Annotated in this window: 21 protein-coding genes; 15 read left to right on the forward strand and 6 right to left on the reverse strand. The window is 52.5% G+C overall.

The window, feature by feature from the left end:
• Position 1 precedes the first annotated feature (1 nt).
• A complete protein-coding gene (locus ACR0FG_RS05380) occupies positions 2-1,015 on the forward strand; it encodes an iron ABC transporter permease (RefSeq protein ID WP_170712272.1) in 1,014 nt (337 codons plus the stop codon).
• Between the two features lie 24 nt (positions 1,016-1,039).
• Here the strand turns inward: ACR0FG_RS05380 and ACR0FG_RS05385 are convergent, their stop codons facing one another.
• From ACR0FG_RS05385 to ACR0FG_RS05395, 3 genes are all read right to left on the reverse strand, one after another.
• A complete protein-coding gene (locus tag ACR0FG_RS05385; protein ID WP_480890890.1) occupies positions 1,040-2,470 on the reverse strand; it encodes a CAP domain-containing protein in 1,431 nt (476 codons plus the stop codon).
• Between the two features lie 468 nt (positions 2,471-2,938).
• Complete coding sequence (locus ACR0FG_RS05390) at positions 2,939-3,217, reverse strand: hypothetical protein (protein WP_170712265.1); 279 nt, start codon at positions 3,215-3,217, stop codon at positions 2,939-2,941.
• Between the two features lie 924 nt (positions 3,218-4,141).
• Positions 4,142-4,375 carry a hypothetical protein gene (locus tag ACR0FG_RS05395; RefSeq protein ID WP_170336649.1) on the reverse strand — a complete coding sequence of 78 codons (234 nt, stop codon included), beginning with the start codon at positions 4,373-4,375 and terminating at the stop codon, positions 4,142-4,144.
• Between the two features lie 135 nt (positions 4,376-4,510).
• On the opposite strand from ACR0FG_RS05395, the gene ACR0FG_RS05400 reads away from it, so the two are divergent.
• From ACR0FG_RS05400 to ACR0FG_RS05455, 12 genes are all read left to right on the forward strand, one after another.
• A complete protein-coding gene (locus tag ACR0FG_RS05400; RefSeq protein ID WP_170452324.1) occupies positions 4,511-5,263 on the forward strand; it encodes a Crp/Fnr family transcriptional regulator in 753 nt (250 codons plus the stop codon).
• A gap of 445 nt (positions 5,264-5,708) precedes the next feature.
• Positions 5,709-6,017 (forward strand): hypothetical protein, encoded by a 309-nt coding sequence (locus tag ACR0FG_RS05405; protein ID WP_170520028.1) that lies wholly within the window; start codon positions 5,709-5,711, stop codon positions 6,015-6,017.
• Between the two features lie 3 nt (positions 6,018-6,020).
• Positions 6,021-6,374 (forward strand): hypothetical protein, encoded by a 354-nt coding sequence (locus ACR0FG_RS05410; protein WP_170447568.1) that lies wholly within the window; start codon positions 6,021-6,023, stop codon positions 6,372-6,374.
• Entirely contained in the window at positions 6,364-7,218 is an 855-nt protein-coding gene (locus tag ACR0FG_RS05415) for a hypothetical protein (RefSeq protein ID WP_480886025.1), read from the forward strand. Before ACR0FG_RS05410 ends, ACR0FG_RS05415 begins: the two co-directional genes overlap by 11 nt.
• Before the next feature lie 92 nt (positions 7,219-7,310).
• Positions 7,311-8,510 carry an N-acetyltransferase DgcN family protein gene (locus ACR0FG_RS05420; RefSeq protein ID WP_480890893.1) on the forward strand — a complete coding sequence of 400 codons (1,200 nt, stop codon included), beginning with the start codon at positions 7,311-7,313 and terminating at the stop codon, positions 8,508-8,510.
• A complete protein-coding gene (locus ACR0FG_RS05425; RefSeq protein WP_170499202.1) occupies positions 8,507-9,628 on the forward strand; it encodes an alanine/ornithine racemase family PLP-dependent enzyme in 1,122 nt (373 codons plus the stop codon). Before ACR0FG_RS05420 ends, ACR0FG_RS05425 begins: the two co-directional genes overlap by 4 nt.
• An 87-nt stretch (positions 9,629-9,715) precedes the next feature.
• A complete protein-coding gene (locus ACR0FG_RS05430; RefSeq protein ID WP_480890895.1) occupies positions 9,716-9,928 on the forward strand; it encodes a hypothetical protein in 213 nt (70 codons plus the stop codon).
• Positions 9,929-10,007: 79 nt separating this feature from the next.
• Positions 10,008-10,580, forward strand: coding sequence for a hypothetical protein (locus ACR0FG_RS05435; RefSeq protein ID WP_480890896.1), 573 nt, complete (start codon positions 10,008-10,010; stop codon positions 10,578-10,580).
• A 570-nt stretch (positions 10,581-11,150) separates the two neighbouring features.
• Positions 11,151-11,783 (forward strand): tyrosine-type recombinase/integrase, encoded by a 633-nt coding sequence (locus ACR0FG_RS05440; RefSeq protein WP_480886438.1) that lies wholly within the window; start codon positions 11,151-11,153, stop codon positions 11,781-11,783.
• Positions 11,784-12,528: 745 nt separating this feature from the next.
• Positions 12,529-13,317 (forward strand): hypothetical protein, encoded by a 789-nt coding sequence (locus ACR0FG_RS05445; protein ID WP_480890898.1) that lies wholly within the window; start codon positions 12,529-12,531, stop codon positions 13,315-13,317.
• Positions 13,318-13,500: 183 nt separating this feature from the next.
• On the forward strand, positions 13,501-14,190 hold the full coding sequence (locus ACR0FG_RS05450) for a hypothetical protein (RefSeq protein WP_170717691.1): 690 nt from the start codon (positions 13,501-13,503) through the stop codon (positions 14,188-14,190).
• A 74-nt stretch (positions 14,191-14,264) separates the two neighbouring features.
• Positions 14,265-14,513: a ParB N-terminal domain-containing protein gene (locus ACR0FG_RS05455; RefSeq protein ID WP_170353732.1), complete on the forward strand. Its 249-nt coding sequence runs from the start codon at positions 14,265-14,267 to the stop codon at positions 14,511-14,513.
• Here the strand turns inward: ACR0FG_RS05455 and ACR0FG_RS05460 are convergent.
• From ACR0FG_RS05460 to ACR0FG_RS05470, 3 genes are all read right to left on the reverse strand, one after another.
• Positions 14,505-15,518: a fatty acid desaturase gene (locus ACR0FG_RS05460; RefSeq protein ID WP_480890900.1), complete on the reverse strand. Its 1,014-nt coding sequence runs from the start codon at positions 15,516-15,518 to the stop codon at positions 14,505-14,507. The genes ACR0FG_RS05455 and ACR0FG_RS05460 overlap by 9 nt on opposite strands.
• 72 nt (positions 15,519-15,590) lie before the next feature.
• Complete coding sequence (locus tag ACR0FG_RS05465; RefSeq protein ID WP_170430361.1) at positions 15,591-15,797, reverse strand: cold-shock protein; 207 nt, start codon at positions 15,795-15,797, stop codon at positions 15,591-15,593.
• A 504-nt stretch (positions 15,798-16,301) separates the two neighbouring features.
• Entirely contained in the window at positions 16,302-16,691 is a 390-nt protein-coding gene (locus tag ACR0FG_RS05470) for a MerR family transcriptional regulator (protein ID WP_170499190.1), read from the reverse strand.
• Positions 16,692-16,789: 98 nt separating this feature from the next.
• Here ACR0FG_RS05470 and ACR0FG_RS05475 point away from each other — a divergent pair, with 98 nt between their 5' ends.
• Complete coding sequence (locus ACR0FG_RS05475) at positions 16,790-17,113, forward strand: hypothetical protein (RefSeq protein WP_170499188.1); 324 nt, start codon at positions 16,790-16,792, stop codon at positions 17,111-17,113.
• Positions 17,114-17,117: 4 nt separating this feature from the next.
• Positions 17,118-17,336, forward strand: coding sequence for a GDCCVxC domain-containing (seleno)protein (locus tag ACR0FG_RS05480; protein WP_237217120.1), 219 nt, complete (start codon positions 17,118-17,120; stop codon positions 17,334-17,336).
• Positions 17,337-17,722: the final 386 nt, after the last annotated feature.

Here is a 17,722-nt window from a genome sequence, read left to right on the forward strand (position 1 = left end):
CATGGGCCGATTGGCTCTGACACTTTTGCTGGGGGCGGTCATACTGACCGCCCTTTTGCTGGTTTCCACAATCTACGGAACCACATCTATTCCGCTGTCGGATACCTTTTCAGCCATCGGTCTGGGCACAGGCCTGTCAGAAGGCGAAATGTCTCCGATGCACCGGATCGTCTTTGACCTGCGCCTGCCGCGCGCCCTGTTTGCCGCAGTGATCGGGGCCGGGTTGGGGATTGTCGGTGTCGTTTTGCAGACCACGACCCGCAACGATCTGGCTGATCCGTTTCTGTTTGGCTTGTCCTCGGGGGCTGCGGCCGGGGCGGTATTTGTAATCACAGTGACCGGAGATATTCTGGGCCTCTGGACGCTTCCGCTGGCGGCCTTCTGCGGCGGGCTGGTTGCATCGGGCATCGTTTTGGCACTGGTGCACGGTTTGCGCACAAGCGCACCTGAAAAGCTGATCCTGGCGGGTCTGGCCGTGTCCTTTCTGTTTTCGGCCATCACCAACTATCTGATTTTCGCCGGAGACAGCCGCGCCGCCCATTCGGTTATCTTCTGGATGCTGGGCGGGCTGGGTTTGGCCCGGTGGGAGACCTTTCCGCTGGTCTGCGTGGGGTTGGCGTTGATCCTTGCCTATTCGCTCTATCGGGCCCGCTGGCTGGATGCGCTGCTGACCGGCGACCTGACCGCCGCCACGCTGGGCGTCCCGGTTCAGGGCCTGCGCTTCCGCATGTTCTTTGTGGCCGCCCTTGCCACCGCCGTATTCGTCTCGGTCACTGGTGTGATCGGCTTTGTCGGCCTAATGGTACCCCATATCGCCCGCGGCATTGCCGGACCCTTGCACCGTCAGTTGCTGCCCACAGCCGCAATTGTGGGTGCGGCCCTTCTGACTGGATCCGATATTCTAAGCCGCTTGCTGCTGGCCCCGCAGGAGCTGCCGGTTGGGATCGTGACCACCTCGATCGGGTCGATCTTTGTGTTTATTCTGCTGTTCAGAACGGCGAGAAAGCAGCGCTAGCTGCTTTCCGGATGTGCTCTTTGGCTAGACAATCGCCAACGCATCGTCTTCGATGCGTGTCACCGTAAAGACGACATCTTCATAGTCCTGATCGCCGCCGCCGGTCAGGTCTTCGAACCCGATGATCATCGCATCGCCGCCCTCGACAATGCCCGACAGCGCATGTTGATCGCCATCAACATTCAGAGATGCTTTTTCCGCATGGAACGTGGTCTCATTCGCAGCTCTGCCATTCACCATCAGCATCAGTTCAAAATCGTCGTCAACATCGGCAATACCGCCATTGCTGGACCGGAATTCCAGCACATCACTATCTGAAATCCCACGCGCCCAGTCTGCCGCGTTCTGTACGATAAAGAACCCCAAACGCGCACCATCTGCTACGTCGTTGATCGTGACCGACCCAGTATCGCGGTTGGTGTTGTCATACAACAGGCGCACATTCGTAATCTCACCATTTTCGAGAATGTCATAGACACCCAAAACGTTGTTAAAACCCGCGTACCCGATATCGTTGAGTTCGATGCGGAAATCGGTTGCGCCATCCCCGACAAGGAAATCCTTATTGACGATGCCATTGATATCACGGCTGTCCACCCGGTCACCATCCGACAGGCCGGGCAGATATTTCGCATAGCTGATTATCGTATTCCCACCGCTTGAAATGGCAAAAATATCCCCACCGGACCGCCCTTCGGTAAGCGATATCGTGACGTCCACGTCGCCATCCCCGTCGGTGTCGATTTCAATCTCTGAATTGCTGGTAAAGCGGATATTTGACCGGCCCGGTTCAACACCTTCAAGGATCAGCTTCTTGCCGGCCCCAAAGTTGCTGACCGTGTCATTGTCCAGCTCCTCGGGCGTTCCCCTGAGCACGCTGTTGTTCCCGTCAAAGGCAAAATGTTCGCTCGAGGGGGTCGGCTCGGGGCTGCTGCCCTGATCGGAATCATCGACAATGATGATCGGATCCTCGGGCGGGGTCCCGGCACTACCGCCATTGTCCAACTGAACTCCGGCCGACGTACGCGCAAAGTTCTGCGTCACCATAACCGCAGGCGCACCCCGGAATGTGCCAATCTCGATCCCGATGCCGATATAATCCAAATCAGGATTCAGGATGTTTGCCCGGTGCCCATCGCTGTTCATCAGCGCATTATGCAGATCAATCACATCATCGCTGAACCCCGCCGCACCGCGTTGCGTTTGCCAGGCGATATTTTCCGCGGTGCCCCAGGATCCGGATAGCACAAAACCCGAGTCCCGAATTCGCTGGGTGGCCGTGCTGTTGCCCTCGCCGGTGTGAGAGAAAGTCCCGGTATCCAGCATCCAGTCGCTGTGATCCTCGGCAGCGGCATTCAACCGCAACTCAAGCCGCACGGGATCACGCCCAAGCGCTGCACGCTCGGCGTTGATCAGGTCGAGCATCTGCCGCTCGAGTGAACTTGCCTGTGACATTACCTGTCCTCCAGATTCTTTTCGCATCGTTGGCGGCAATATTGTCAAGAATTTGTCAAAGGCTTGTCACAAATTGCTTGCACCTGTTTTGCGGCAATTTCCCGCCTGTTCCAGCTTTGGCAATGGCGGAGAAGCGTCGTTTTGGCCGCAAAAGGCCGACAAAGAAAAGGGGCGCACTCGTTGCAAGCGCGCCCCAGTCACAGGGAGGACAGTGAAAAAATCCGCGCTCTGAAAAACAACCTGAACGCCAACTCATTACTTTCACCACTATGGCGCACAAAAGCCTTGCGTTCAGTGATGCACGTTACACAAGCAGGAAAATTTTCGAAAAATTTTTAGTCTGCTTGGTGTCAGCGCAGACAGCCCAACCGCATTGCCCGACATGTGGCCTGCCGATAGGCCGACCAACCAACAAAAAAGGCCTGCTGCAACCCGCAGCGAGCCTTTTCAAAACCCTTTCAAGGGTCTCTATTTCTTCGGAGCCACCTTGGAAAACGCCTTCAGTGCATCATCCATCTTTTTCTTGGTATCTCCGACTTTCTTGTGCAGACCGCCAAGCTTGGCCGATACCTTGGCCAGTTCAACCGAGGCAGGCCCCATCAACGCGACGTTCCCGCTGCTGATATTGGCATTGCATTTCGCCAGATCCCGGTTTGCCTTATCCAGATCGACAAGCGCCTTCTGATAGGCGTCAATAGACGCTTTCATCTTCTTCGCCGCTGCTTCGATTTCCTTGGTCGTCGCCATGATTTTCCCCTTCATTTGAGTGTTGTAATCTGGGTCTAGCGCGTTGGAAACGTACTGGCAGTGAACCAAATCACGCAGGGTTTCGGACTATGCGCCAAAATCTGCAGCACGCATCGAAACGACAATAAATTCTTATAAGTGATTGATCTTGTAGACTGTTTTTAGATTGAACGGGATGTTTGGATTTTGGTTTCTGGCGTTGGCTTTGAACCTCTGGCCCTGCGCATTGCGCGTTTGTCGGGCGATCGATCCACTGGATCGATCCCTTATCTTCCTCACCCTTCAGGTTATGAGCCTGACGATGTGAAGGCGTTAAGCAAACAGTCCAGTGGACTGTTTGTAGATCGAACGGGCTGTTTGGATTTTGGTTGCGGGAGGGTGCAACCACCGATGCCGAACGCAATTGAAATGTCAGGTATAGGCGCGAACCCGACATACTCAACTCGTCATTAAACGTCTGCTCTGCGGACAAACCGGACTTGTGCGATTGCGGCAATTGCTGACGCAGCATTGATTTGCTGTCGCAGCACATTCATCGCTGCGTTGCAGCTGTTGTCGCCCGACCGGTCATTCAAAGCTATGATGATGCGATACTATCAAACTGTAGTTTCGAGGCACATAGGATCAGCAACTTAGACGCCGAACAAAGCCAACGTTTGCGTTGTCGCAGGCAGTGCAGTAGGACAGGCCATGCGGGCCTTCAGCCAGTAAGCAAATTCTCGTTGTGGCTCATGCAGGTGGCGGGGAAGAGGGAGTAATTCGCGGTCGTGGAATTTTTCATTAAGTTGAGATATTGCAGAGATTGGATCTTTGGTTCTTGCTTCGTGTTTGAATTGATCGGGAACGAAGCACCAATAGTGCTTCTATTTGCTGTTAAGCTTTTTTGACGAGCATAATCTTGTTTTTCCGATACGGGACTTTACGCTACTGCCGAACCCGATAGCCGGAAGCTATGATCCGGTTAATGAGAAAGGCGACGGCCTGGTGCATATCCTTTTCATCGTTATTGCCGACCGCTGTTTCGTGGGCAGCAGCTGCGTCACGCAGAACTCCCACAATTTCATGTTCGGGCAGGAGCTCACGATCTTTGATTGCAAGCAAAAGCGCTTCACAAATTGAGAGTGCGGCCATTCCAGAGTGGTCTTGCCGGTCAGCCATGTTAGACGTCCTTTTTTAACAGGCGTCCAAGCAAGGAAGCGCCACAATGAATTGCATCATACTGGCATAGATTGCTGTATACTTAACTGATCGAAAGCAGTCTTGGCGTCGGATAGTTTCGCGGGCTGCTCATCGATGAAGGAAGAACACTTGCGCACTATCAAAAACAGTCCACTCACCCGAAAGCTTTCAAACTTCGTCGCTCTGACTGAGGTTGAACTTGCGGCATTGGCACGCCTGCACAAGCGTCGCAGAACCTTTGAAGCCGGACGTGACCTTGTGCATCAAGGGCAATCAGAGCAGGCTGCCTACATTCTGGCCTCGGGCTGGGTTTGTTCCTACAAAACCCAGACTGACGGGTCGCGTCAGATCGTCGATTTCCAAATACCGGGTGATTTTCTGGGCTTGCGAAGCGTTCTGCTGCACACCTCGGATCACAGCATAGAACCAATCATGGAAATCCAAGCCATTGAAGTAGTAGTGGATGATCTCCTGGAAGCATTTGCGCAAACGCCCCGGCTGGCGACAGCAATTCTTTGGGCGGTCTCTCGTGATGAAGCGATGGTGGTTGAGCACCTGGTCAACATAGGACGGCGAGATGCGGGTGAGCGCATGGCGCATTTTCTATTGGAACTTGGTGTGAGGCTGTCTCAGGTCGGGATGGCAAGCAAGACGGGATACGCCTGCCCACTGACACAATACCACCTTGCCGATGCACTGGGACTGAGTGCCGTACATGTTAATCGTGTCCTACGGCAACTGCGGGAGAAGGGGCTGGTTACTTTTCAATCCGGGCAAGTGGTATTTGATGATTATGAAGGACTGGTGACGTTGGCCGGTTTTGACCCCACTTATCTGGATCAGGCCGGGCCACTGTTGAAGCAATAAGTTCACCCCTACAGCGATGCCGGGATTTTGATGATCGTTGCCTGTTAGAGACGGAATTCGCTTCGGCAGATTTGGGATTTCACTGAAAAAGAAGCGCAAGATAAATACAGTCCGATTGCGGTACTGGATTTCCTGCGCTTCTCAATTACTCGTTAAGAACACGCCAGCAAATATCCCGCCAACACACATCACGTTGCCGGAATCCAAACATCGTAGCACTGACGCAGGTTAGTCAATTTTTGGCGGCACCTGATCCTCGGGCACCAAATGCATTTGAGATTCCAATAAAATCTCAGGTCATTGGCCACAGACTAACATCGATCAGCGCGCGTCTGCCATTTGCACATTATTCTAAATTACAACGCCGGTACTACCGTGGCGCTTACGAGCGTAATCCGCGGCAGATTGCGCGGGGAAGATCCAACAAACTATATGGAGGACTAAGGTGAGCACGAGATCGTCCAGTTCTTTGGTGACGTTTTCAAATCCGTTCTCTTTGTCCGGCTATCCAGATGAACTTCCTGCAGGCGAGTATGAAGTAGTTGTTGAAGAAGAACTACTACAGGGCCTGAGTTTCGAAGCATATCGAAGAACCGGAACCTACCTGACAGTTCAGGGCAAAGGCAGCAAGCCAGGCCGCACGGAAATGCGCCCAATTGATCCAGAAGATTTTGAACGGGCGCTCAAGCAAGACCAGACCTTGGCCACATCTAACAATGACAGCGATGCGGCGCTTTCCCCGCAGGAGGAATAGATTATGAACACGCCCGAATGGCTTAAACCCGGAATCTACGGCGCCCTGATCGGAGGGGTTTTCGTAGGCGTCGTTGGATTTTCTTGGGGTGGATGGATGACCGGCAGTAACGCGGACAAGATGGCCAACGCCATGTCCCGCGACAATGTAATCGCTGCCTTGGTTCCGATCTGCGTCGACATGGCGAGAACTGACGCCCAACGCGCCGAAAAAATAACAACGATCAAAGAAGCTTCTTCTTTCAAGCGAAAGGATGCCGTTATGGCAGCCGGCTGGGCAACGGTACCGGGATCCCAAACCCCCAATAAAGATCTGGCACAGGCCTGCATTGAGGGGCTGAACCTGGATGGATCGTAACTCAATCACTCAACATTCGGACAACGCCGGTTGCACCAGGACAAATCGAAAAAATCAGCACTGGTTTTACTCTCACTTTATGACGGCGCTGTTTGTTGGCGTTTTCAGCTGCTTGGCGGGCTCCTTTATCTCATCAAGTCCCGCATCGGCCGAAACAAATTCGATCCCGGATAATGCGCATCCCAAAAAATATGGCGACGGTTGGGAATGCGATTTGTCCTATCGGTTGGAAGGCGGAGAATGCGTGGCCGTTGTCGTGCCGGGAAATGCCTACCCCACAAACAGAACCTACGGCTCAGGGTGGGCATGTATGCACGGCTTTGTTGAAGTGGGCGGCACCTCATGCACTGAAGTGATTGTGCCTGAGGGTGGATATCTCGATCCGTCAGGTGAGAGGTGGCGGTGCCTGCGTGGATACACAAGAATAGACGATAGCTGCCAGAAAATCGTGGTGCCGGAAAATGCTTACCTGACGAACAGCACTTATGGATCTGCATGGCGTTGCAACCGTGGCTACGAAAAAAACGGAGAAGCATGCGTGGCAGTAGCGGTGCCGGAAAACGCTTTTCTGAACGCATCAACCAGCGGGCGTCCCTGGACGTGCGAGCGTGGGTATTTTGAGCGCGACGGACGATGCGATGCCGTCTTTGTGCCTGAAAATGCTTTCTACGATGACGCGATCCATGGAGTTGGATGGAAATGCGAACGTGGCTACGAGGCGTCCGGTGATCGCTGCAATGCAATCGAGCTACCGGCAAATGCCCATATCGACCGATCCGGCAATGGGTGGCAATGCCACAAAAACTATCATCGATCAGAAGGGCTGTGTGTTCTGAACCAGTGAGAATTCAGACAGAAAGCCCACTTTCCCAAACTTCACAATTTTTGCCCGTCCTTACCAAGGACGCGCGTTTCACAATCTAAAAAGGAACAAATATGAAACCCGTACCCATTGCGTCGGATGCCAAGCAGTTCATTGCCAGCGATGCGCAAAAGCTGGCGCCGGAACAAGCAGTTTTTCCAGAGCTTCACCGCAAGACACTCGTGACAGATACACCGACTGCAATTGTGTATTGCGAAGGAAACTTCGCAAAGATCGATGGCAAGACGGCTAATGGTCTCGTTCGACATTCACAGGCCTATCGCGTTCTTTCGGTAATCGACAGCACGTATGGCGGTTGTGACAGTGGCAAAGTGCTTGATAATATCGCAAATCAGGTTCCCATCTTCGATGATCTTGATGCCGCCGTCGCTAATGAAGCTACGATCCCCGACACTTTTATTTACGGAATGGAGCCGGCCAGCGGCAGAATGTCCCTTGAGGATCGCGAAGTTGTTGTGGATGCGATAACGCTCGGAATGAACATCGTCAGTGGGCTGCATGAATTTCTTAGCGATGACAAGGAGCTCGCTGGATTTGCCAAAATTCACGATGTCACGATACGCGACATTCGCAAGCCGCGGCCAAATCCCGACCTGCGCCTGTTAGATGGCAGTATTGGAGACGTCCAGGCGATCCGCATCGCGGTGTTCGGCACCGATTGTGCAATTGGAAAGCGTACGACCGCGACAATCCTGACAAACGCACTTAACACGCATGGGATCAAAACAGTTTTAGTTGGCACCGGCCAGACAGGTTTGATGCAGGGCGCCAAGTATGGCGTTGCGATGGATTCGGTGCCGCCGCAATTTTGTTGTGGCGAACTTGAGCGTGCTGTTGTTGCAGCATCTGAAGGTGAGCGCCCCGATGTCATAGTGATCGAGGGCCAGGGCGCGCTAAGCCATCCGGCCTTTTGCACATCAGCCTTCATTCTGCGAGGCAGTCAACCACATGCAGTTATTCTTCAACACGCGCCTAAACGAAAACGTCGATGTGATTTCCCCAACATGACTATGCCCGACCCTTGCGATGAAATCACCCTGATCGAGGCTTTTGCGAACACAGAGGTAATTGGCATGACGATCAACCATGAAGGAATGAATGATATTGAGATTTCAAAGGCCATCACAGACTATAACCGCAAATTGTATCTCCCGGTCACTGACGCATTGAACCGTCCTCCAAAAAACTTGGTGAATATGGTTCTATCTGCCTTTCCGCGCTTGCAACCCGTACGTGCTACGACGATTGAATGAGCAAGCTGCGTATTGACGTTGATCTGGACAAAATTCGGTACAACACACGGTTCCTGGTCGACCACCTTAGACCCCGCGGAATTACGGTGACAGGTGTGACAAAAGCCGTTTGCGGTCATCCTGAGATTGCGAATGCTATGCTTGAAGGTGGCGCGACAGGGCTGGCGGACGCGCGGATCAGCAATATCATACGTATGCGCGATGCTGGGATCTCGTGCTCCATATCCTTGATCCGAACGCCCATGCTGAGCCAGGTCGCGCAAGTTGTTGATAACTGCAATGTCAGCTTCAACACAGAGATGGACATTATCGCAAGCCTGGCCGTGAGTGCGCTGGGAAAGAACATTACTCACAATATTATCCTGATGGTGGAAATGGGGGATATGCGGGAAGGCATCTTGCCTGAACACATTGAAAGCACTGTGTCTCAAATTCTTAGAATGGAAGGGATTTCTCTGAAGGGGATTGGTGCAAATTTTGCCTGTCTGGGTCATGTGGCACCCTCTGCAGGAGCAATGGAATTGCTTTCGTCGCTTGCCGTCGGCACCGAACTTGCAAATGGACCCGCTCTGGAAACAGTGTCAGGCGGCGGCTCAGCCAGTTTGCCATGGGCGCTTGGCAAGGGGGCGACCGGAAAGATCAACAACCTGCGTCTGGGTGAGGCCATCCTGCTGGGTACTGACCCCATTTCGGGGTACACGATCGACGGGCTATACACAGATGTTTTCACGCTTTGGGCGGAAGTGATCGAAACGAAGACCAAAGCAAATTCAAATCCCGTGCAAATGACTTATCCTATGCCTTCAATGCGGTGTGTGACTTTAGACAGTCCTTCGAACACTCGGTCGATCCTTGCCATTGGACTCCAGGACACCGATGCGGCGGGTCTAATTTTCCCTACTGGCGTCACGTTCGTCGGAGCCACCAGTGATCATATCGTTGTTGAAACCACCAATTGCCTGCTTCGCGCTGGTGGCGAGATGAAACTGAAATTGAACTATAGTGCGCTCTCGCGCGGCATGGCTGCACCCGATGTAGCAAAAGTCTTCCATGGTGATGGCGCATTGGTTGACTGCACCGCAGCGAACACTGATCGCCCATATTCGAAGCGAAAGTAGCGCGCCAGGGTTGCCGCCGCCTCGGCTCTGCTTCAGCCACCCGTCTTATTCTACGGCTTTACGTAGTAAATGAGGCACCCAATCCCTATGTTGGATGTAGCCGCATTCACTTTTCACACCCCATCTGGGCTTGTGGGTGGTGCGGACAATCAAAGGATCAAAATGATGTCTTTCAAAGACCTGACGACCAGAGCGGCTGCCGCACTGAAGGAAAACGATGCGGACGCGTCAAAAAAAGAAGTGACGTCGAAAGGGCAGGACACCGTCCCCGAAAAACCAAAGCCTAAACCCCAAAACTGATAATACCCTGCCGGGAGTGGGTGGCTTGTTCTTGTCTGCATCTCCGAGCGAGCGGTATCAGCAAAGGAGAATTAACCAAATGAACCAGATAATCAGCAAGACAATCGCAGTCTTTTCCAGGCCGTTTACTTTACCTGGCTTTGACGAATTACTCCCGGCGGGCGAATACGACATAGAAACTGAGCTTTCCGCACCACCAGATTATTCGGATCCAGAAGCCTGGAAAGCATCAGTGCTAATCTGTCTGCATCCGCGGAAATCTCACCCCGGTCTGGCGCGTACCTTGACCGTTTCTCTTACTGATTTGGAGAGAGCCCGCGCAAAGGATAAATTGTCTTCGAAGCAGTTGTCGCAGTTCTTGCTCGACCAGCTTTTGGCCGATCCCATGGTGCAATTGATAATGGAAGCGGATGGCGTTTCAGAGACTCAACTTCGGCACCTCTACTCCGAGTCGCTCATCTCTGAGGCAGACGACAGATCATCAGATCAACGAGCCCTACCGCAAGGATGCGGAAACGGTTCTCGGTATACTTTCGCTGTCCAAGCTGCTGATAACGAAGGAATGCCGGTTCATCCTAATAAAACCCCTCGGATTACAGGCCGTCCCATCGGACAGTCTGAACCAGGCAGCTCCTTCAATCTCAAGGCTTAGGGCTCGGAACTTTCTTTTCCAGTCGCTGTATAAACCAAAACAGAAATCGAGGCTAAGAACTGATGGAAGACCCCGACAACGAAGCAGATACGATCATGTCTCGCGCCCACAATGACGTGCCGCAAGAACGCCCATGTCTTCGTTGCAGAACTCCATTCTGGAGCGAAGGGTTTGGAGAGCGGATTTGTCGACGCTGCAAGGGGTTGAACGCGTGGCGAAATGGCGTATCGGTAAGCCCCGGGCTAGCTCGGCGTCGCTGATAACCTGACGACGGTCTTACCAGCTTTTCTGATCAAATCTCATTTTATCTTATTGGTGCTGACCCAGCCCGCTGACCCGGGCCTTTTAACGTGGAACCCGATCGGTAATCGGTGCTGAAGACGAAGCGCATGCGCGGTTTGGATTCGAACCGTTTTTCTGTGTAGCGATACGGGCTCAAGCCGCCGAATGCACACGCTGAGACCATGCCAGTATTCAAAATCGGCCAGCAGGCATTCACGCCGCTTGTACTATACGGTGGTCAGCGCGGTGCTGTTGCTTGGGTGCGGAGGCTGGATCGGAGTGCAAAATATGCAAAGAGTCCAGCTACCTGCAGTCACCCCAAAACCCAGAGCTTGGAACACGGGGCGGATCATCGGTCAGAAACGACCGCTACTCCCAAAACAGGTCTGGGCGATCCGTGCACGGCTCGAACTTGATGGAAATCTGCGTGTCCTCTCAATGTTCAACGTCGCGATCGATAGCAAGCTGCGCGGTTGCGATCTGGTCAAACTCGCTGTGACCGAACTTGTCAAAGACGATCGCGTCCGTGAACGTGTTTCGGTGATCCAGAGCAAAACCAAGCGATCTGTTCAATTCGAACTGACGGAAAACACGCGAGAAACTGTATTGGTATGGGTAAAATCGCTGGAAATGTTTGCTAGCCGGTTCATGTTTCCAAGCCGATTCCATGATCGACCACACATCTCGACGGGCCAGTTTGGCAGGCTGGTTCGAGACTGGGTGACCGCAATCGGATTGGAACCGAGCGGATATGGCACGCATTCGCTTCGCCGAACCAAAGTAGCTGAGATCTACCACAAGACAGGAAATCTCCGCGCGGTCCAACTTCTGCTTGGGCACACAAAAGTCGATAGCACCGTGCGATACTTGGGCGTTGAATTGGAAGACGCGCTAAGAATTGCAGAGCGTATAGATATCTGAAACAGTTTGGCGAGCGGCGCTGTCGGTCGCCAATCCATAGCAGTTCTAGTTCTTTTACGCAGGGGTGGGACGCAGCGAACCCTGAGCGGAAGTGTCAAAATCTTGTTGCGTGCGCTCGCAGCACAGATTTCTCGGCACAGGCGCAATTTACAGGGTGCGGGACCGAGCGGCCATTTGATCGCGCCGCGGGTACTTGTGCAGAAGCGGCGCGAACATCCCCGCGTTGCAGCCAATGTCCTCCGGCCAGTCATTCCTAGTTACAAGGAAGCCTTGATCACATACTCCTCTTTCGCCGCACTCAGGCCCGACAATTGAAACGCGGACTTAAACTGCCACCCGCTGCTAGTCTGGCCCCAAATCGATACAACGAAAAACTAATACCAGACAATTTCTTTCGGTAGTTCACCAGGAATCTTGGTCACCAGCAGTTCCAAAAACTATCTGCCCTAGTGGTGCTAGCGTTGCGACGAGGGAAACTTCCTTGACTCTATGCTGGCTAAGGACCACAAAAAGTGCATTGGTGAAAATTACTCGTCGCCGCGATGCTGCCGGTTTCGATGATCCAATGGCCTTCAGACTAACTGTAGCATGTACCGCAGCAAAGGAACGGGTTTCGCTGGGGTCTTCGTGATGAGCTAGTTCCTCGCAAGCATACACAACTGTCACCTGACAAGTCCCAGTCGTCGAGTGACTCATGAAAGAAGGCGCCGTATGAACAGCACATTGCTCTTAAATTGCGTGCTTGATGCCCGATAGATCAGGTCTCAGGCTCCGTTTCGACCATTCATTCATCGTGTTTGCTCGCTGCATTCTTTGTTTGATCCCGACACTTTTGGTGATTCTCTCAGGAACGCAGCTTCCTGCCCAAGTCGGAGGCAATGCCGATGGATCGGTTTGTGACGAAGGTTTCGAAAACAAGAACGGATCGTGCCAAAGAACAGACGTACCAGAAAACGCATATTTGACGGGTAGCTCCTATGGTAGCGGCTGGGAATGCAATCACGGTTTCCAGAATGTCGGAGAACTCTGTGAGGAAATAAAAGTTCCTGAAAATGCCTATCTTGCATCAACCGGAGATCAGTGGGAGTGCAATCGGCTGTTCCAGCGCGTCGGAGAACTCTGTGAAGAAGTGATGGCACCTCAAAATGGATACGTCGAAACCCGGTTTGGCGTTCAGGAAATACACTGCAACTGGGGATTTCGTAAAGAGAACCAGGATTGTGTTGCGATAGATGTCCCGAGCAACGGCCGCCTGACTGACAAAAACAGCGCGGATGGTTGGGTGTGCATCAGAGGTTACAGGGCAGCGGATAGCGGCTGTGAGCCCGTGGCAATTCCACAGCATGCATACCTTGCGCCTGAAACTTATTCTGGATGGAAGTGCGAACGTGGTTTTCGCGCAAACCAGGACAGGTGCGTTGCGATCCTTGTCCCTTCAAACGCGCATTTGAATCGAAGAGGTGATGGTTGGGAATGTAATCGGCCCTTCACGAGACAGAACGACAAGTGCACCGAAAATGTGCCGCGACAATAAGTTGGTGGAAACCAAAGCCGCCTGACAAATCCGGAAGGACTAAGCCGTGAACCATAACTCGATTGACGAAAACCTGGGTAAAAGTCTCAAAGCCGAAAAGGCGCGTCGCCGATCCTATGGGATTAAGATACCTATTGCGTCAGCAGTGTGCGTTGCAGCGATAATTACCGTGGTGTTTCTCTGATGCGTAAAAATGCCCCTCAAGTAACTCTTCCCAGTTCAAAGATGTCAGCTCATGGTCTGGAACAAAGAGCGTTTCAGGACCGCAGTGTTCGTAAGTCGCGGAACGCTGACGTATCAGGAGTGATTGAGGAAGAATTTGGAAAGTACTTGATTAAGGCTGGCGTTCTGAGCGGCAATAGTGTTGCACGGGCATTTCCCAAGCCGCCGGCTAAAACGCAGGCAATGATTGCCGACGCAGTTGGAGAAACACCAGCATTGGCCATTGAGGCCTTAAAAGAAATTCTCGAAGAACGAGACAGAAAGCGTAGCGGTCAACGCCGTTTGGAGGGAAACTCCGGCACCTTCGTTCCTAGTGAAAGAGAATATGCAGAGGCATTACGCCAGATCAGGCTCACCGCCGCGCAGGTCACATTGCTCAAAGCACTTACAATCGCAGGCAAGGACGGTCTGACCATTGGTCACTTGTCTCAGGCGGCCGGTTACAAATCGCGCGAGGCCTCAATCAAGGTCTTTAAGAAAATCGGTCTATTGATTGCGGAGTATCTAGAGCTCGAACTTCCCGAAGGCGGATCGGTACAGAATGATGGCGCCGCTCAGGTCCTGGCATTTTCTCACATCGAAAGTGACGACGAGCCAGCAACTTGGATTATGCATCAGGAACTGCGCGACGCTGTTCGTTCGGTTCTATGACGTACGTTACAGCCCCAGCTCCTGTAGCGAACTTCGAACCGGAACAAATGCACGAAAGGTTGCTCACGTAGCTTATGTTGGAGAAAAGACCATATCCGCTCGACCTGATCTATGTACCTGTGAAACGGGCGAAAACGCTTGATCAACAAAAAGTTCTGACGCTGGCCGAAGATATCCTGAAGAATGGCCAGAAGACCCCGATCCAGATACGCGCTGACAACAAAAGGTTCGTGCTGATTGAAGGTCTTCACCGACTAGAGGCTATCCGCGCCCTCGGCGGTGATACTATTGAAGCCTATTTGGTCCGCGCCAGACTACACTAAGCTCTTTTTGGGATTGGCGTTTGACAAAGCCTCTGAAAAGGTCATCAGGCGCTGACTTTTTTCATCCCAAAGATGCAATCGCGCACAATGAAGGCTCTGATATAGAGTAATACGCTGGCAGTTTTCCAACTCAGAATGGTCACGCAAAACTTCGTTTAGCCGATAGAACGGTATGCGGCTGGCGAGGTGGTGAACATGGTGCACACCAATGTTGCCAGAGAACCACCGCAGGATGCTTGGCAAGGCATAGTGAGAACTGCCATAGAACGCGGCGTTCTGAAGGTTCCAGCCCTCTTCCCGATCCCAGGTCGTGTGTTCGAACTGGTGTTGAATGTAGAAAAGCCAAATACCAATGGATGATGCGACAATCACGGTTGGAAGGAAAACACACGCCAACACCTCAAAGCCTCCGGCCCATAAAATCAGAGCCAATAACCCTGCAATTGCGGCGTTTGTTCCCATCGCACTTGCCCAATACAGCCAGCCTGACCGCATGAAACCAACAGGCAAGCGGTATTGAAAAAAGAACGTATATATCGGTGCAACACCGAACAGGACGACTGGGTTCCGGGTCAGACGATACGCGGCACGCCCGAACCAATTCCGTTTCAGGTATTCCTCAATGGTCAATGTAGGGATGTCACCCATACCACGCCGATCAAGGTTACCAGTTGAGGCATGGTGAATCGCATGGCTTTGACGCCAAACGTCATAGGGTGTCACGGTAAGAACACCTAGAACCCGGCCGGTCCAATTGCATGCGTTGCGGTTTTTGAAGAAAGATCCATGACCACAATCATGCATAATGATGAAGATACGGACCAGAAATGCGGCATTCAGGACGGCCAGCAATATTGCGATCCAGACGCTAAATGATAACGCAAACCACGCTAGAGCCCATAGCGCGAATAAGGGGACAACGGTGATCGCAATTTCATAAATACTGCGCTTCGCATCGGGCACACGGTATTGCGCGAGCGCCCGCGTCCAGTCTTTTGGTTGCAACTTACTTGTTCTCCAAGGGCTTTTAGCAGCCCGTTGTGCAAACGAGCACCCCATAAGGGTGCCCGTAAAAGGTCAGGCCAGTGCCAGATTGGCGGCGCTGTCGCGTCCGTCACGGCCAGCTTCGACGTCAAAAGTGACCTTCTGGCCGTCTTTCAATTCGCTGATGCCGGAACGTTCAAGTGCTGAGATATGCACGAACACATCGCGCTTACCATCTTCAGGCTCGATAAAGCCAAAACCTTTGGTCGAGTTGAACCATTTTACTGTGCCATTTGCCATGGTGGAAGTCTCCTAATACTTGCCGCCCGCATCATTGCGGCGACTCGGCGTGGTCGGTCTGAATCGAAAGACTGAACGCCGAGTTTGGGAGACAGCAGGTCGAAAAAGAAAAACGTAAGCCTTATGTATATGGACTTTGAGTACACACGATACAAGCATTGATACAATGGAAAGCAACAGAAGATCTGAGTCTGCCTAGCCCAATTTGGGACAAAGATAGGCAGAACGCATTGCTCTGCGTTTCGGAAATCAGAGGTCGGCTTCTGATAAAACCTGCCGAATGCGTATGCAGCAAATTGATTGCTCAGGCACGGCAGGTAGGGCTCACTGTCCGAAATCGCCCCGTGCTTCAAGAACACCGCGGCCAGGCACAAATGTTCATTGATTGATTGAAACATTACTAAATCAACGAGTTGACCTCTCTAACGAACGGTAGATTCTGCGCGGCCCGAATCTTGGGTCATGCTGCGTTGGCATAGGGCGACTGCGAGCCTCAAAGTGCCATTAGTAGGTCCGTATCTGCGTAAGCATCGGGCAAGAAACGTTACCGATGTTACAGTTGGCCGTAAGTTCATTCAGGGCGGCCTCCAATCGCTTAAGTTCGATTATCTTCATACGCACATTGGAGATATGAAGCTCGGCCAGTTCCTTAACGGATTGGCAATCCTCGCTATCACCTTCGGACAGGTTGAGAAGCACCTTTGCATCGGCAAGCGCAAAACCCAAGTCTCGGCACTTCCTTAGAAAACAAAGCCGTCCCACATCGTGCGCAGAGTACATGCGTCGATTATTCGATGCCCTTTCTGGTTTCGGCACGATCCCTTCGCGTTCGTAGTAGCGGATAGTTTCAATTCCGACACCGCTTTGCCGGGATGCCTCCCCAATCGCAAACATGTGAGATTTCCTGTCTTGATCCTGTAGTGGCTACAGAAGTTATACGAGAGGTTGTTGTCTCTACAACTCCGCGCGACGTAGTCCATCAGGGAAACAGAATGCAGAAGTACCTTAGCCTCAGCTATTTGGGATCGCTATCAGCGCTTGGCGTCGCGACTTGCTGCGTTTTGCCCATGATGATGATGTTACTGGGGCTGGGCGGCAGTTGGTTGGCAATCTTTGGGAAGGTTGCGGCAGCGAGTTACTATGTGCTGACGATTTCAACGGCGCTCGTCGCGATATCGTGGCTGGTATCTTATCGGCGGGGTTCCTTACCGACGTTAAAATGGCGGCTTGCAGGAACAACTCTAATCACCGGCGTGGCTTGGGTCGTTGTGTTTAACGAGGCACGGATTAACGATTACCTGATCATGCAGATGTGAGACTATGACAAAACAAACTGTAGTCCTAGAAAGCACCCTGATTTGCCCGAAGTGCGGCCACAGCGAAACCGAGCAAATGCCAACGGATGCTTGCCAGTGGTTCTATGAATGCAAGTCGTGCAAAACAGTTTTGAAGCCGTTGGAAGGCGACTGTTGTGTTTACTGTTCATATGCCACGGTCCCGTGTCCACCAATTCAGCTAGGCGATAGCTGTTGCGGATGAAGTGAAGGACGGCTTTGTTGAGCAAACTGTGAACTGCCGCCGCGAGCATCGCTGCTATTTGCATGAATGACAGTTCTTTCCGCTGCTTGGCCGCACAAGATATTCGGCAGTTGCAATGTTGTTACTGCTACAAGCGCATGCAGCAATAAAATCCAGGGTACAGGTTGGGCTCGAAGTTGACTTTCTCTGCAGCCGGTTCGATTGGCTGGGGCCAGCCCTTAGCGGACACGCACAATCGGCGGCTTGAGAGTGTTGCAGTCGTTGTCGTCTGCCTCTTTGGTAAAGAAGTCTGGCGTGTCTGACGTCAGCACCAATGGGACAGTTTAGGTCGATTTGATAAGAGAGGGTTTCTGGCTCATCGTAACCGCCAAGGAGTGGAGATGAGA

The sequence above is a fragment of the Ruegeria sp. E1 genome (assembly GCF_056534225.1).

Excerpts from the sequence above, each read along its gene's own strand:
- ACR0FG_RS05400 (WP_170452324.1), top strand. The coding sequence starts at position 4,511 with ATGAAGGAAGAACACTTGCGCACTATCAAAAACAGTCCACTCACCCGA.
- ACR0FG_RS05430 (WP_480890895.1), top strand. The coding sequence starts at position 9,716 with ATGTTGGATGTAGCCGCATTCACTTTTCACACCCCATCTGGGCTTGTG.
- ACR0FG_RS05435 (WP_480890896.1), top strand. The coding sequence starts at position 10,008 with ATGAACCAGATAATCAGCAAGACAATCGCAGTCTTTTCCAGGCCGTTT.
- ACR0FG_RS05395 (WP_170336649.1), bottom strand. The coding sequence starts at position 4,375 with ATGGCTGACCGGCAAGACCACTCTGGAATGGCCGCACTCTCAATTTGT.
- ACR0FG_RS05410 (WP_170447568.1), top strand. The coding sequence starts at position 6,021 with ATGAACACGCCCGAATGGCTTAAACCCGGAATCTACGGCGCCCTGATC.
- ACR0FG_RS05385 (WP_480890890.1), bottom strand. The coding sequence starts at position 2,470 with ATGTCACAGGCAAGTTCACTCGAGCGGCAGATGCTCGACCTGATCAAC.
- ACR0FG_RS05415 (WP_480886025.1), top strand. The coding sequence starts at position 6,364 with ATGGATCGTAACTCAATCACTCAACATTCGGACAACGCCGGTTGCACC.
- ACR0FG_RS05445 (WP_480890898.1), top strand. The coding sequence starts at position 12,529 with ATGCCCGATAGATCAGGTCTCAGGCTCCGTTTCGACCATTCATTCATC.
- ACR0FG_RS05420 (WP_480890893.1), top strand. The coding sequence starts at position 7,311 with ATGAAACCCGTACCCATTGCGTCGGATGCCAAGCAGTTCATTGCCAGC.
- ACR0FG_RS05480 (WP_237217120.1), top strand. The coding sequence starts at position 17,118 with ATGACAAAACAAACTGTAGTCCTAGAAAGCACCCTGATTTGCCCGAAG.
- ACR0FG_RS05475 (WP_170499188.1), top strand. The coding sequence starts at position 16,790 with ATGCAGAAGTACCTTAGCCTCAGCTATTTGGGATCGCTATCAGCGCTT.
- ACR0FG_RS05425 (WP_170499202.1), top strand. The coding sequence starts at position 8,507 with ATGAGCAAGCTGCGTATTGACGTTGATCTGGACAAAATTCGGTACAAC.
- ACR0FG_RS05440 (WP_480886438.1), top strand. The coding sequence starts at position 11,151 with ATGCAAAGAGTCCAGCTACCTGCAGTCACCCCAAAACCCAGAGCTTGG.
- ACR0FG_RS05465 (WP_170430361.1), bottom strand. The coding sequence starts at position 15,797 with ATGGCAAATGGCACAGTAAAATGGTTCAACTCGACCAAAGGTTTTGGC.
- ACR0FG_RS05455 (WP_170353732.1), top strand. The coding sequence starts at position 14,265 with ATGTTGGAGAAAAGACCATATCCGCTCGACCTGATCTATGTACCTGTG.
- ACR0FG_RS05450 (WP_170717691.1), top strand. The coding sequence starts at position 13,501 with ATGCGTAAAAATGCCCCTCAAGTAACTCTTCCCAGTTCAAAGATGTCA.
- ACR0FG_RS05390 (WP_170712265.1), bottom strand. The coding sequence starts at position 3,217 with ATGGCGACGACCAAGGAAATCGAAGCAGCGGCGAAGAAGATGAAAGCG.
- ACR0FG_RS05470 (WP_170499190.1), bottom strand. The coding sequence starts at position 16,691 with ATGTTTGCGATTGGGGAGGCATCCCGGCAAAGCGGTGTCGGAATTGAA.
- ACR0FG_RS05380 (WP_170712272.1), top strand. The coding sequence starts at position 2 with ATGGGCCGATTGGCTCTGACACTTTTGCTGGGGGCGGTCATACTGACC.